13 protein-coding genes are annotated in these 16079 nt (G+C 36.2%); all 13 read right to left on the reverse strand.

Annotated features, from left to right (window positions below):
* Positions 1-419 precede the first annotated feature (419 nt).
* Positions 420-1451 carry a hypothetical protein gene (locus T375_RS10145; RefSeq protein WP_044938031.1) on the reverse strand — a complete coding sequence of 344 codons (1032 nt, stop codon included), beginning with the start codon at positions 1449-1451 and terminating at the stop codon, positions 420-422.
* Positions 1452-1625: 174 nt separating this feature from the next.
* Positions 1626-2879 (reverse strand): LCP family protein, encoded by a 1254-nt coding sequence (locus T375_RS10150; protein WP_049960399.1) that lies wholly within the window; start codon positions 2877-2879, stop codon positions 1626-1628.
* 110 nt (positions 2880-2989) lie between these two features.
* Positions 2990-4624: a glycoside hydrolase family 13 protein gene (locus T375_RS10155; protein WP_044938034.1), complete on the reverse strand. Its 1635-nt coding sequence runs from the start codon at positions 4622-4624 to the stop codon at positions 2990-2992.
* A gap of 189 nt (positions 4625-4813) precedes the next feature.
* Positions 4814-6892 carry a molecular chaperone HtpG gene (gene htpG, locus T375_RS10160; RefSeq protein WP_044938037.1) on the reverse strand — a complete coding sequence of 693 codons (2079 nt, stop codon included), beginning with the start codon at positions 6890-6892 and terminating at the stop codon, positions 4814-4816.
* 223 nt (positions 6893-7115) lie between these two features.
* The gene (locus tag T375_RS10165) at positions 7116-8288 is read right to left on the reverse strand and encodes a PP-loop family protein (RefSeq protein WP_044938039.1); all 1173 of its coding nucleotides are present in this window, start codon (positions 8286-8288) and stop codon (positions 7116-7118) included.
* Positions 8289-8308: 20 nt separating this feature from the next.
* Positions 8309-8716 (reverse strand): PaaI family thioesterase, encoded by a 408-nt coding sequence (locus T375_RS10170; RefSeq protein WP_044938042.1) that lies wholly within the window; start codon positions 8714-8716, stop codon positions 8309-8311.
* Between the two features lie 90 nt (positions 8717-8806).
* Entirely contained in the window at positions 8807-9784 is a 978-nt protein-coding gene (locus tag T375_RS10175; RefSeq protein WP_044938045.1) for a LacI family DNA-binding transcriptional regulator, read from the reverse strand.
* 46 nt (positions 9785-9830) lie between these two features.
* On the reverse strand, positions 9831-10685 hold the full coding sequence (locus tag T375_RS10180; RefSeq protein WP_044938046.1) for a carbohydrate ABC transporter permease: 855 nt from the start codon (positions 10683-10685) through the stop codon (positions 9831-9833).
* A complete protein-coding gene (locus T375_RS10185) occupies positions 10685-11563 on the reverse strand; it encodes a carbohydrate ABC transporter permease (RefSeq protein ID WP_044938047.1) in 879 nt (292 codons plus the stop codon). Before T375_RS10185 ends, T375_RS10180 begins: the two co-directional genes overlap by 1 nt.
* Positions 11564-11631: 68 nt before the next feature.
* The gene (locus T375_RS10190; protein WP_033154441.1) at positions 11632-12924 is read right to left on the reverse strand and encodes an ABC transporter substrate-binding protein; all 1293 of its coding nucleotides are present in this window, start codon (positions 12922-12924) and stop codon (positions 11632-11634) included.
* Positions 12925-13155: 231 nt separating this feature from the next.
* Positions 13156-14373, reverse strand: a complete 1218-nt coding sequence (locus T375_RS10195) for an acyltransferase (protein WP_044938049.1) — start codon at positions 14371-14373, stop codon at positions 13156-13158.
* Positions 14374-14457: 84 nt separating this feature from the next.
* On the reverse strand, positions 14458-14904 hold the full coding sequence (locus T375_RS13320; RefSeq protein ID WP_049960400.1) for a DUF6465 family protein: 447 nt from the start codon (positions 14902-14904) through the stop codon (positions 14458-14460).
* Between the two features lie 187 nt (positions 14905-15091).
* Positions 15092-16078 (reverse strand): peptidylprolyl isomerase, encoded by a 987-nt coding sequence (locus T375_RS10205; RefSeq protein WP_044938052.1) that lies wholly within the window; start codon positions 16076-16078, stop codon positions 15092-15094.
* Position 16079: the final 1 nt, after the last annotated feature.

A 16079-nucleotide genomic window follows, 5' to 3' on the forward strand; every position in this document is an offset into this window, starting at 1 on the left:
TCTCTTATTCCGAACCTGCTCATAGATATTATTTTTTAGAAACATTTAGAATCTGGATATTTTCTAGCAGTGCTTAAATACGTTGTCTTTTCCATTTAATATGTTATTCATAAGTTTCTCTTCCAATTTTTTGCACACGAAAGGAGCGATATTCATCGCCATTGGTACAAAATAAATAAACTATTAAATTAGTATTACTTTTGGATAATATGTGTGGCATCAACCACTTTAAGCTTATAGAAAGAAGCCCGAAATAACATATTTTCTCACATTATTCCCTTAAAACTGTAACGAGCAAATTCACAATTTCGTCACATTTTCCTTAACACTCTATCACAGTTTTTTTTCTTTTTCAATACACATTTTTTTACCTAGATGTGATTCATTTTTATAGCAAAAAATTAAGAGCCCGAAGGCTCTTAAAATGTAACAGCTACAAACCTATATGTATAAAGATTTTCACTCCAACTTCCAACAGAATCAGCCGTAGTAACATACAACATTTCAGACTCTAATCCACCATATTCGTCTCTGAAAAAACATCCATTATGATTTCTTTCATGACCTGTAGTTGATTGTCCGATACTACCAATCTTTTCCCAATTCATTCTTCCAAGCGAATCTATACTTCCATCCCATGGAGCATTATATACAGACTGAACGGATGATATAAAGTCTAGTGCTCCTGAAGGAAATGGATGTGTGTCGCATGTCATATATAAATACCCGTTTGAATATGCAAAATCTGCATTGCTGATAAAATCGTAACTACATGTAATTTTTGTCTTTCCTAGATGTTGCACACTCTCCAAATCCGAACAATCAAGACTTTCTACATATGTAGTAGTTTCAGCTGATGTTCCGCTAGTGTAAAATAAATAAATCGTCCCATTATAATTTAAAAGTGATGGTTGTCCAACACCCCAGCATCCATCTCTTACCGCCGAAATAACTCTTCCTGTTTTTTTCCAATTTTTCAAATCATTAGAAACTGCAAATCCAACTTCATTTGCTGTGCAATCATATGTAGCACATCCCAAATATGCCATTAAATATTTATAGGATTCATTTTTGTATGAAAAATCACCTGCTACAACACTAGGATCACACACTTGAACAGAATCCCATGCTCCCTTTGTTGTACCAAGTACCTTTTTGCCTTCTAAATAAATACCATCCTTCACTTCTCCTGGAGTTTCTGCATTAGAACAATACAATACATTACCCTCTATGCTTGTAGGACAGTATTTGTATACACCTGACAAATTGCTATCAAAAGTAATTGTGTTTTCTTTAATTGTATATAATGGAACCGCTTCATCAGAAATCTTAATCTGCTCCTCAGAATCTGGTACCACTTCAACTGACGTTACTTCAATGGATGATTTGCCTGATAAAACTGTAAATATAGCTAGCATATAGGCTGCTAACACTAATACCCTCTTTTTCATAAATAGTCCCTCTCTTTTTTGTTATAAAAGAAATTCTTGTTTGATTTGTATTAGTGTATCAAACGAATTCAGACTATTTTGTGAAGTTCACACTTGTTTTAAGAATAATTTACAGTTTGTTAACAAAATAAAAAGACCCTGCGTTTTATAACGCAAGATCCTTTGTTTTGTTAATTAATTCTCATTTAAAACTTCTTGTATTTTTTGTTTAGCATTTTCTATATCATCTTCATTTGGAATCATAACATATGCCTTATTTTTTAATGAGTACACATACTCATGAGCTCCTGAGCCACTAACGCTCATTTTTTCAATATTCCAATCACCTGGATTAGATATTTGAAATGATACCAACTCTGCTATCTCATCCGTAGATAAATCTGTTGCGAAGGTTCCGTCACATTCTTTTAATATATCCGAATAGTTTAAAAGTGTGCTCTTTGAACACATCTTTTGAACTACAGACTGTATTACATTCATCTGGTTGTCCCCTCGTTGCACATCACCTGTAGCAAATGAATGTCTCTCTCTAACAAAGGCTAATGCCTGCAAACCATTCAGCTGATTTTCTCCTTTAGAAAAATGGCCTATATTTTCTACATCAAAATCATAATCTGACCAGACAGTTATACCGCCCATAGCATTTATTAAACCTTCAAAACCACTAAAGTTCAATTTAAAATATCGATCTATTTCTATGTCATAAAGGCTTTCTAATGTATCTTCTGAAACCTCGGTTCCATATACACCTGCATGTGTCAGCTTATCCATAGCTCCACCTGCGATTCCTAATGGTACGTAATAGTCACGTGGAGTAGAAACAAGGAGAATATGCTTTTTTTCTGGATTTACAACCGCAATTATATTTACATCAGAACGACTTGTAACTGAAATATGTCCCCAAGTATCTTTTCCACTTATATAAACTATAAACGGAGATACGGTCTCAATCTCCTTTGGCGCTTCCACTTCTTTCTCGATATCAAATGTAGTTAAAAGACGAGTTTTGTCTTCAAAAGCTTCTTCCAGCTCCTCTTCTTCAAGCAAACTTAAATATCCGGTATTTAATACTATTCCCTGAACCTCGCCATTATAAAGGCTATCTATAAGAGAAAAGTAGTCATCACAATCAACAATTTTGTATTCATATTCATCAATAATATTCAATACATCATTATATAAATTGTCCTTTGCCACAGCTACTGGTTTGCCCTTTAGCGCATTGGCTGTTTCATAGCTAGAATCTTTCAATACGTATATACCATATGTGGTTGTCTCAGTATTTTGGTTTGCAATAGTTTCTAATGCCTTTTTGCTTTTGTTATAGTAATAAAAGAATATTATTCCTGCTATTATTACTAACAAAAGTGCAACTACACCAATAATGATTAACAGTTTCTTCGCATTTATTTTCTTCATTTTTTTCATATTAACATTTTCTCCCTTTCAAAAACGTCAGTAATTATAACATAATAAAAAAAGGATTCAACGGTCAAAATATCAATTGACCGCTAAATCCTATTATTTCTCTGAAATTTCTATATATTTGCCACCACTATTCTAAATTCATATGGCTTTAAGAAGAAGTTTTCTCTTTCTGCTTCCTCGTAATTACTAAAGATGATATTGTCACCATAAAATTCTACAGCCTTGTTGAAGCTAGAAAGATTGCAGTAAATGTAAAGTCTTTCATGAGTAGATTCTCTGGTAAAGATAAAAACATCACTTGGTGAGGCTACTCTTCTATAATTTCCATCCTGAAGTGCCTCTGAATTCTTTCGGAATTCAATCATACTCTTATAGAAGTTTAAGATGCTATTCTCATCTCTAAGCTCTGTCTCAACATTAATAAATGATTTATTAGCATTGATTTTTAGCCAAGGTGTACCTGTAGTAAAGCCTGCATTATCGCTTGCATCCCATTGCACGGGAGTTCTTGCATTGTCTCTTGTGGTCTGAAGAATTAATTTGCGTCGAATAGAGTGGACCAATAACATCTTTTTCAATGATTGATTAATGTTATATGATTCTACGTCTTTTAGTTCCTTAAGGCCTTTAAAATCGCCATTTGTCATGCCAATTTCCTCACCCTCATATATAAAAGGAACTCCTCGAAGGCTAAGATTTAAACCACATAAAAGCTTTGCACTTTTCTCCCAGTATTTGCCAACATTTCCAAAGTGATTAACGGAGCGAATCTGATCATGGTTCTCCAAATAATTCGCTGGAACATCTAAAGCATTCTGCCATTTATCCAACACTTTAATAAGCTTACTTGGATTAAATCCCTTTTTAAACCATTTTATTCCGTAATTATCAACATCCATGTGCTCAAAGAAGAACACAGCATCAAGCTCTTTACGATTTTCATCACTAAGAAGCTTTGCATCATCCGGAGTTACAAAAACAGTTTCACCAACTATGAATGTCTTGTATTTGCTCCACACTTCCTCGTTGAAGCGCTTTAATAATTCATGGCATCCTTCTGTGTTCAGATAGTGTTCCCTACCTGTCAATGCTAAACGCTTTTTTCCATTTTCCAGTGATTGTTTATAAATGATATTAATTACGTCACATCTGAATCCAGCAACACCCTTATCCAACCAAAATCTCATGATATCTGTTATTTCATCAAATACATCAGGATTTTGCCAATTTAAATCAGGTTGTTTTTTACTAAAAAGATGTAAGTAATAATCACCCTTTTCAGTTTTTGACCATGCGCGACCGCCAAAGAATGAACCCCAGTTATTTGGATAACTGCGACCATTTCCTTCTCTGAAATAATAATAATTTCGATATTTTTCATCACCAGCGAGAGCTTTTTTAAACCAGCTATGCTCATCTGAAGTATGATTAATAACCAAATCCATTATTATCTTTATTCCAAGCCTTTTGGCTTTACTTATAAGCTTCTCCATGTCTTCCATGGTGCCATATTCAGGATTGATGCCCTTATAATCAGAAATATCATAACCATTGTCATAACCAGGGCTTTGATAAACTGGACTAAGCCAAATGGCATCTACTCCCAGTTCTTTTAGATAATGTAATTTTGAAATTATACCTGGAATATCCCCTATTCCATCACCATTACTATCACAAAACGATCGTGGATAAATTTGATAAACTATAGCGTTTTTCCACCATTTTTTTGTACCAGCTGCTGCCATAACCCTTCCCCCATAGCAATATGTGATAGATTAATAATAACTAAAATGACACATTATTTCAATGTTTTATTCACAATTTACACACAAATAAAGATAAGTTGCGTGATAATTCTAGATATATTTTGTAATATTAAAAAAACGGCAGGCTTATACGCCTACCGTTATAAATATATGCAAGTTTTGCATCTACTACTTTGTTAATAACATCATGATCTTATTTGATCTAGCAACAAACTCTGTCATAGCTTCTGGTGAAAGTGGTGCATTTGCAATCTTTGCTAAATCGTAAAGCTGAGCTGCAAATGTAGGTACATTCTCTGAATCCTTGTTATTAAGGATATACTTAACTAAGTCATTGTTTGCATTAAGTACAAGTGTCTCAGAAGCTGAGCCAAACATACTCATATCCATGCCGCCCATAGCATACATCTTCATCATATCCTGCATACGACGGCTCTCTTCTGATACTGTAATCATAGAAGAAAGATCTTTATTCTTGAACTTTTCTACCTTAACTTCAAGACCTTCGTTGTTAAGAGCTTTTCTAAATACATCTGTAAGTGTCTCTGTTTCAGACTTAAGCTCGTCTTCAGATGTTTCCTCAACCATAGAATCTGTAACATCAGCATCGATTCTGCAGAACTTGTAGTTCTCATTTCTCTGTTCAAGCTGAGTAATAAATGAAGTATCAATTGCATGATCAAGGATTACAGCATTCATGCCCTGCTCTTTGAACATGTTGATGTACTGGCCCTGCTGAGCAACATCTGTTACATAGTAAACAGTCTTTCTTGTATCCTCTGGCTCTTTATTATCATCAGCATCCTTTGTTTCATCAACAACTTCTGCTTCTACCTTTTCGCCATTTTCATCAGTGGCTTTTTCCTCTTCCTTAACAAGTAGCTCTGGAAGAGTGATGTATTTATCATTGATATCCTTGAAGAGGATGTAGTCGTTCATCTTATCGCAGAACTTATTGTCCTTTAAGCAGCCAAACTTGATGAATGGAGCAATATCATCCCAATATTTCTCATAAGATTCTTTTTCTGTTTTGCACATACCAGTAAGCTTATCAGCAACCTTTTTAGTAATGTACTCAGAAATCTTTGTAACGAATCCATCATTCTGAAGTGCAGAACGTGATACATTAAGTGGAAGGTCTGGACAATCAATAACACCCTTTAAAAGCATTAAGAACTCAGGAATAACTTCTTTGATGTTATCAGCGATGAATACCTGATTGTTGTAGAGCTTGATTGTACCTTCGATTGAATCATACTCAGTGTTAATCTTAGGGAAGTATAAAATACCCTTAAGGTTAAATGGATAATCCATGTTGAGGTGAATCCAGAAAAGTGGCTCCTTGTAGTCGTGGAATACATCACGATAGAATGCCTTATACTCTTCTTCTGTGCACTCTGATGGAGACTTGGTCCAAAGTGGCTGAGTCTCATTTAATGCTACTGGACGCTTAACGATTTTAAGCTTATCCTTTGCAGGTGAAACCTCTACCTGTTCTTTTTCTCCATTTTCATTTTCTTTTTCTTCGAACTTAGCATCCTCATGGATTTCTTCAATAACTTTATCTGTATCGAGCTTGTCAGCTGCATCGATTGTCTCGTACTCTTCTGGAGCATCCTTCTTTGAAAGGAAAATCTCTGTAGGCATGAATGAACAGTACTTTTCGATGACTTCGCGAGCTCTGTATTCATTAGCAAACTCGAGGCAATCTTCGTTTAAGAATAATGTGATTTTAGTACCTACCTGGTCCCAATCACCATCGCCCATTTCGAATTCTGTGCCGCCATCGCATTCCCAATGAACTGCTGTAGCACCATCCTTGTATGAAAGTGTATCGATGTGTACTTCATCTGCTACCATAAATGCAGAATAGAATCCAAGACCAAAGTGACCAATAATCTGATCTGAATCAGCCTTGTCCTTATATTTCTCAAGGAAATCTGTAGCGCCAGAGAAAGCAATTTGATTGATATACTCATCTACTTCATCAGCTGTCATACCAAGACCATTATCGATGAATGTAAGTGTCTTGTCCTCAGGGCTTACGATAACCTGAATCTTTGCCTTATAATCAAGAGGAAGTGAGTACTCACCCATCATATCAAGCTTTTTAAGCTTTGTGATAGCATCACATCCGTTTGAAATAAGCTCTCTATAAAAAATGTCGTGATCTGAGTATAGCCACTTTTTGATCACTGGAAAAATATTTTCACTTGTAATTGATAAACTACCTTTTTTGTTACCCATTTTAATCACTCCTTTGTTAACCTACGTGCAGTTACACTAACAAGCATAATGATTTCTACGCTCAGCAGAAGAATGCTTCGCTTAAGAAATATTATAGCTTGTTAGTTACTGCACTTATTCACTAATGAGTATGATAATACGGGGAAAAATCAAAGTCAATAAAAAATTAGCACTCATATACAATGAGTGCTAATAGTATAATTTATTATCATTTTTATAGTCGTTATAGGCAATTATCATAGTCATCTAAGAAGTGATGCTTTACTCCATCCTGCTTGTAAGCTATTACAGTAGCAAGATTAACATTCTCAACACTTCTGAAGATATTTGACTCTACATAAGGATTAACCTTCTTTAGCTCTGCAATAAGATTTCTTGTTTCAAGACGCTTTGAAGCGCTTGTACCATCTACTGAACAGCTGTCACATGTCTCTGTGAAATGACATGCACACTGAAGGAAATGCAATCCATTGTATCTTTGCCATGCAATAATATCATCCTGTCTAACAAGATAAAGAGGACGAATCAATTCCATGCCTTCAAAGTTTGTGGAATGAAGCTTTGGCATCATTGTCTGAATCTGAGCTCCGTAAAGCATTCCCATAAGAATTGTTTCGATAACATCGTCGTAGTGATGGCCAAGGGCGATTTTGTTGCAGCCTAATTCCTTTGCCTTTGAATATAAGTGACCTCGGCGCATTCTAGCGCACAAGTAGCATGGATTCTTTTCAACAGTATCTACGGCATCGAAAATATCGCTTTCGTAAATAACGATTGGTATTCCCATAAGCTTTGCGTTGCTCTCAATGAGGCGACGATTTACCTCGCTGTATCCAGGATCCATTACAAGAAAAGTCAGATCAAAGTTGACCTTTTGATGCCTTTGGATTTCCTGGAAAAGCTTTGCCATCAGCATGGAATCCTTACCGCCTGAAATACAAACAGCGATATGGTCTCCTTCTTTTATAAGCTCATATTCCTTGCAAGCTCTGGCAAATGGGGAGAATAAGCTCTTGTGGAACTTCTTTCTAATGCTTTTTTCGATTTCTGCTCTCTGCTCATTAAGCTCGTCGTCTGCCTCAGAGTTTTGCTTATCCATCATGTATGAAAGGTAGCTGTTATATCCACCCTTAAGGCTGACAGCATCAAAGCCCTGCTCTGCTAAAACTTCTGCATCCTCAATAGAAACCTGTCCTCTAGTGCAGTACAAAATTATTTGCTTTGACTTATCTAGCTGATTTACCACGCTATCTAAATCAACTTCAAATAATTCATGGGTGATACTGATAGCATCAGGAATCATACCATACTTGAGGCTTCCTTCATTTCTGGTATCAACCAGCATGTATTTATCTTTATCAAGCTTTGTAAGCTCTTCAAATGTAATCTCTTTCATATAATTCCTCGTTAACCCCATTACTGGTGATCTGCAACACAGTAATAATCAAAGGTTCCTTTGCTAACTAATTCTCCATTGTCATCTGTCACTTCTACATCAATAATGCAGAACTTACGAGTACGCTTTACAACCTTTCCTTTGGCTGTAATACGTCCAGATTTGGCGCCTTTAAGGAAATAATAGTTGGACTGCTGTGTGACATACTGACGTCCATCTGCTCTTGCAGTGTAACCTGCGCAAGTATCTGCCAATGTGAAATGTGCTCCGCCATGGGCAATTCCAAGAACATTAAGTGTTTCTGGAACAATATCAATATGTGCAGTGGCACCTGTCAACTCAATATCGTCCATAACGATATGATTATATTTTACAAATTCATTAGCATTAAGAGATTCTGCTAACATCTCCATTAATTCTTCACTCATAATATAACTTCCTTTCAATTAACTAGAGATATTATAAAATATTTAAAACAAAAAAACAGCCCACATCAAACCCTGATGTGAGCTGAAATATTATGTACTTTCTCTCTTTACAAGCGTAACTGGAAGCAATGTTCGCTTAGGAACAGTCTTGCCTTCAGACGCTGTAATTACCATATCAACAGCCGCCTCAGCCATTTCTTTTATTGGCTGGTGAATGGTAGAGATTGGTGGATTTGTGATTTGAGAAATCATTACATCATCAAATCCAACTATTTTGATATCCTCTGGTACACGCTTGCCAAGCTTGGAACAGACCTGCAAAATCTGAGAAGCAATCAAATCTGAACTGGCAAAGACTCCATCGATTTCTTCGTCGTATTCCAATGCACCTTCCAGCATATCATGATAATCAAGGCTGTTGTATTGCCCCATATTCGTAGCAACAACCTTATAAAATACTCCGTTCTTTTCACAGACTTCTATGAACCCTAGGGCTCTGTCATCAGCTGGCATGGAATTATTCAAAATACCACTGACGTGTAGAAGTCTCTTGCAACCGCAGTCAATTAAATGCTGAGCTGCAAGTTCTCCCCCTTGTTTATTGTCGCACTCTACAGCTGCTGTTCCATTTTCAACAAAACGCTCAACTGTAACAAGTGCTATATTGCTGTCCGTAAATTCCTGTACTGCCACACTTCCAGAGAAAAGAATGATTCCTGCAACCCTATTGCTCGTGCACATATCCAAATACTCTTTTTCCTTATTGTTTCTCCCCTTGGAGTTGCACAAAATAATCTTGTAACCATGCTTACTAGCAGCATTTTCGATGTTACTTATCATCTCTGCAAAGTATGGATGTCTAATATGAGGAACAATGACCCCGATAGTATTAGTTGTTTTTTTTGATAGAGATCTTGCTACCTCATTCGGTCTATAGTTAAGCTTAGCCATAGCTTCATAAACCTTTTTTCGAGTTTCGTCGCTAATATAACCTCTGTTGTTTAATACTCTCGATACCGTGGTGACAGTCAGTCCGCATTCTGCTGCCACATCTTTTAATGTTGCCATTGTAACCCCCTTATACTTCTACGGGAAAGCGCAGCATTATAGTTGCCTACTTCACAGCCCCCGCTGTTATTCCCTCAACAATATATCTCTGTAAGAAAATATAAAGAATAAGGATAGGTAACATAGCAAGCAAAAGTGCCGCCATAATTAATCCTGTGTCTGTAGAAAACTGCCCATAGAATACCTTCGTAGCGATAGGAATAGTATATAATTCCTTTCTACCAAGTACAAGTGATGGAAGCAAATAATCGTTCCAGAATGCCATCGCATCAATGATTGCTACTGTTGCAATTGTTGGCTTCAATATCGGAAATACGATTTGTGAGAAAATCTGCCACTTGTTACATCCATCAATTGTAGCTGCTTCTTCCAACGAAATAGGTACATTTGTGTGAATACTTCCATGGAACATAAATGTTGCCATTGAAAGTGAAAAACCAATATGCATAAAAATTAATGTAACTCTATGATTTAAAATACCAAAAATTCCACCATATAGGGAAACAAGAGGTACCATGAGCACCTGGAAAGGAATAACCATTGATGCAATCATAAGTACAAATAAAATCTTGTTAGCCTTCCAATTATTTCTAACAATAAGATAAGCAGTCATAGATGAAAGAATGATAGTTCCTATTGTAGAAAGAATTGTTACGAACAATGAGTTTCCAAATACTTTGAAGAAATTCATTTTCTTGATAGCATTTGGGAAGTTCTCAAGTGTAAATCCATGCTTACCAATAAGAGCAAGTGGATTTGCTGTAATATCAGCCTTAACCTTGAAAACGTTCATGATAACCATTATGAAAGGGAATACGAATGCAATAAATAATAACGTAAGTACGATAATCATAATGGCATGTTTGATTTTTTTATTACGAGCTGCTACTTCATTTTCCATTATGCCTGCACCTCCCCTTTCTTACCAACGTAAACTTGAATTCCACCAATTACTGCACAGATAACAAACAAGATCAAAGCCTCAGCCTGGCCTGTACCATAGTTTTTGTTAACGAATGCCTGGTTGTATACGTGCATAGCTGCAAGAGCTGAGCTACCGTATGGATCACCGTTTGTCAATGAAAGGTTTACATCATAAACCATGAAACATCTGGTGATTGTAAGGAACAGACACTGTACAAATGACGCTGTCATAAGTGGAATAGATATGTGAATGATTGACTGTGTTCCTGTACAGCCATCAATTTTAGCCGCCTCAATAACATCTTCTGAAACACTCATAAAACCTGCAACATAGATAAGCATCATATAACCTGCATATTGCCATACAGAAACTATAATAAGTGCTGCTATCGCCCCATTTTCTGTTGCAAGGAGTGACTTAGCATTGCCTGATGAAATAAAGCTTCCCAATGCTACAAAAGCTTTATTGAAAACAAATTTCCAAACGTAACCAAGTACGATACCACCAATCAAGTTTGGTACGAAGAAACCTGCTCTGAAAAAATTCTGCCCTTTAATTCCGCTTGTTACCATATAGGCAATGATAAAAGCTACAGCATTTACAAGAATAACTGCAATTGCTGAATAAATAAATGTGCGTCCTAATGAAACCCAATAACCTGAATCCGCAAATGCGTTAACGTAATTTTGAATACCCACAAATGGTTTGTTACGAGAAACACCATCCCAGCTGGTAAGTGTTAAGTATAAACCATAAATGAAAGGTATGATTACCACGCAGGCAAATATAACTGTTGATATACCTGCAAAAAGCAAATACTGCTTTATTTTATAGCTCATTGTATTTGTTTTCATAATTCTATCCCTTTCAAAAAAAGTGGGACCTTGGAGTCCAAGGCCCCTTATTAACAATCAATATGATTTTAATGTTCGATTGGTGTTGCTGTCTTGAAGTACTCTTCTACTGCTGTAACCAATTCGTCTCTTGTCATAGCCTCATCCAAATACTTCTGCATGATTTCCTGACCAACTACTGTCATGTGATCATCTGGTAAGTAGTTGTAGTTAGGAATAAGCTTTCCTGCATCTGCATAAGACTTAACTGATAATGAAAGTGGGTCAAGTGCTGAAGCATCGATGTTGTCGAATGCTGGAACAAGTGCACACTGCTCTGTAAGGAATGCATTTCCTTCAGGATCACTTACTAACCAGTTAAGGAAGTCAAGTGCTGCCTGTCTCTGCTCATCGCTTGTAGCATCTGAGCTATCTACGAAGAAGTACTTAGAACCACCACCAACAAGCTTTGTATTTGTGTCATCAGATGTGTTCTCAGGTACTGGCATGATTCCCATGTTCTCTGTGTAATCGTACTGGTTGATTACTGACCAATCCCAGTTACCACCAAACATGAATGCGATGTCGCCCTGTGCGAGCATCATAGATGACTCTTCACGGTCAGCGTTTGCTGCTGAACCCTTAGCATAGTTGTAAGCAATTAATGTATCGAATGTATCCATAAGCTCGTTGAACTTTTCGTTGCTTCCAAGATCAGCTTCGCCAGCTAATAATGAGTTAACGAATGCATCTGGATCTTCCTGCTGCTCATATACTTCTGCGAAGTAATGTGCGCCAAGTGACCAGTACTCAGAAAGGACACCAACTGGAGTCTCCATTCCGCCAGCCTTAAGCTCATCTAAAAGAGCCTGGAAATCATCAAGTGTTGCAACTGATGATGGATCAAATGTCTCGCCTGTGATTGCCTCAATTGCATCTGCGTTGTAAATAATACCTCTAGCCTCTACACAAACTGGGAAACCAGCAAGCTTGTCGTTTACTGTAATACCAAGTGTTGTGTGACTAGCCCAATCTTCATTTGAAAGATCATAAGCATAATCATCAGCAAGTGAATAAATATCTTTTGCATCAACCATTGTAAGTGTGTATGGATCGTTTGATGCATACTTTGTTGCTACCTGAGATGCAACTGTTGTATCAGTATCAGCGTTGTATACCTCTACGTGTACGCCAGTAGCTTCCTCATAAGCTTCAGCCATTTCTTCGAACTGTGTCTGAATCTCAGTCTTTGAATTAAGTACTGTGATTGATACGCCTGAGCCTGAAGCACCGTCAGATGAACCACCCTCTGAGCTACCACAAGCAACTAGTGAAGCTGACATTGCAGCTACCACCATAAGTGACAATAACCTCTTCTTCATTAAAATTAACCCTCCTTCAAATAGGTTCGTGTGTTGTTTACAAATTGGATATTAGCATTCAACATATACTATGTCAATCGGTTGACATACAATTTAAGGCCAAAGGTGTTCATTTTGTAAAAATACATCAAATTGTTAGAATTATTTTTGTGCATTATTCACCTAAATCAGGCATAAAAAAAGCTTTGACATATGTCAAACGTGTGATATATGTCAAAGCCATTATGTTAACTATTTTCTCTTTTTAATATCAAAAATTGCTGATATAGGTTTAACCGTAATGTTGTCTATGAAGTAGGCAATTATAACAGAACCTATTAATGTAGCCAGTGAAAGAAACAAGAATCCCATTCCCTTATGCATTAGTGAGCTTGTAAATGTATAACAATACTTTCTTACTGCAAAAACCAGCACCAACATGTGTCCTAAAATAATGCCATAGCTATACTGGCTAATCAATCTTATCAGATATACATTTTTTAGCTTATCTCCTAATTTAAAGAAGAAAGCCATTATGCCTACAGATACAACTATCATATATGGATAATGAGCCGCTAAATCATCTGACATAGGTGGATTCAAATGAATTGCCACTTCAAATAATATAAGTGCAACCACACCAGCAATCATTGCAATGCTATCGTATTTACGTGACTCATCCAAGCTATACCAATACCCTATCAAGAAAATCAAAAGCCAGAATGTAAAATTCATAGGCATGGCATTTTCATTGATAATAAATTTTGTAAGAACAAAATATATGTATAAAACCATTATCAATGCTGTCATTTTTTTGTATGGCATCTCTTTAAGCATGTATCGTAAAAACGGTACCAACACATATAAAGAGATGATTACATATATAAGCCAAAAATGATGTACATTTGCCTTAGAATAATCTGCAGTAATTATTTTATAAATTGCAGTTGTAAATGATGTATAGCGCTGCGCATTATACTCCCACAGATAATAAAAGTAATAAATTACAAGTGGCACTATTATCTTGGTAAATCTCCTTCCATAAAATGTAAGAAGATTTTCATCCTTAAACCTTAAAAGTAATGCACCTGATATCATTAAAAATAGGCAGTTGCCTCCTACCCCGGAAATACATCTAATCAGATTTAAAACCTCATATAAAGGTGTTCCTGCCATGCCTGATGCATATGGCCAATCCATAGCCAGCACATGAACAAACATAATAAATAATACCGCAAGAGCACGAATGTAATCATACACCGGTTTATGATTGTTTTCTGGCAGTGCAAGGGTCTGTTTTATATAGCCTGTATCTTTAATAGATTTTACAATGCTAAAAACACTGCATAGCCCCACAATTAAAATGGCGATAAACCAATTAATAGGATGTGTAGTAAACACTCCTATAATGGCCAGAAAAAGGATATCTATTAATACCCAATAGGCCACTGCAAATAAACTTTTTTTCATCATTCCTCCACGTAGCATAACCATAAAAAAGCTGCATCGTATATACGATACAGCTTTGTGCTACGACATAAAAAATATTAAGGATTAAAGATCTACTGAACCAACGCGATCCTTGTTTGCTACATAATAAATCTTGCGCTCCTCTGGCTTGATGTAGATGTTGAGCTCTTCAAGAGTCTCTTTCTTGTAATCCTTCTTGAACTGAGCCTGTGCCTTCTTGATGCACTCAGCTTCTGTAAATTCACGATCCTGATACTGAACAACAGCTGTTGTTACTACTGCCTTCTTAGCCTTAGCTGTTGCTTTCTTAACAGTCTTTGTAGCTGTCTTCTTAGCTGCTGTAGCTTTCTTTGTTGCTGTTGCCTTAGCTTTTGTAGCTGTCTTTTTAGCTGCTGTAGCTTCCTTCTTTACTTCTGCAACTGCTTTCTTAGTTGCTTCACTAGCGCTTGCTGCTGCAGTCTTTACAGTTGTAGCAGCAGATGCAGCTGACTTCTTTACATCATCAACTGTAACCTTTGCATTTGTTACCATTTTTTCACCCTCCTATATGAGCAAACAATTATTATTTTTTATATGCCCTATATTATAGTCATTTACTCACGCAATTACTAGTACATTCAATTAATTTTCTACCAAATCACTAATAAAATAAAAATTATCAATTCTTTTTAGTACAAATTGCAATTATATATAGAAAGTTGATTATATTTTGAATTGTCTAAAAATGGTCATTTAATGTTTTAAAAAAACTATCACTTGTTAATTCCGAAGAATCCTCTGGAAAATCTATAGACTCCCAAAGCTTTGTATTCATGTCAGAGAAATATCTATCTTCTAAATCAGAAACGATGTCTTCAAGCACTTGCTTACGGCGGTTCTCGATGATTACAGTTTTGTTTTCTTCTGATAACTCTTCGTTATACTTGTCCAAACACTGGAAGAAATAGTAACCACCATCAGCAGCAATTGCTGAAGAAACTTCATCTGTATCAAGATTGAAAACTACATCATCAACTTCCTCTGGATACTCTCCTCTTGCGAAGGTAACCTGATAAGAATCAAGTTCTGTGTATGTTGATGCAAGTCTCTCAAATGTGTAACCGTAATCTATCATTCCCTGGATAGTCTCTGCTGTAGATTCATCTGAAACATACAGTACAAAAGCTTCCATAACGCGGGCCTCATCTTCGGATACTTCCTCATCAACAGAGTTCATTAATTCCTCGTATACTTTAGAAGCTAAAGTATATCGCATATACATTTTTTCGATATCTTTTTTCTTTGCTTTTGTAAAACTTTTTTCTGTTGAATTTAATGATTTGTAGTACTCTTCTGCTGCGTCAGAGCAAGCCTTCTTTTCTGATTCTGTAAGCTCGATTTCCTGCTCACTTGCATATACATTTAGAATGTATACCCTTGTTAAATGCTCCATTGTTAAATCTTTTATTGAGCTTGTCATTGTATCAGTATCATAATCCTCTGACCAAAGATTTACCCCATCTACAGATCCGTAAATGTTTTTCTCGTTTAATAGATAAACAAGAGCTTCTTTTTTGGAGCATTTAAAATCTCCGATTTTAAATACAGTGTTGTATCCACTAGATGTATCGAAATAAACTACTTTGTCTCCTACTGTACAACCAGTAAAATTAACCGCTAGACATATCGCAAATGCGATAGGTAATAACTTCTTATAAAACTTCATA

The sequence above is a fragment of the Pseudobutyrivibrio sp. LB2011 genome (assembly GCF_000701765.1).
Classification (GTDB): Bacteria; Bacillota; Clostridia; order Lachnospirales; family Lachnospiraceae; genus Pseudobutyrivibrio; species Pseudobutyrivibrio ruminis.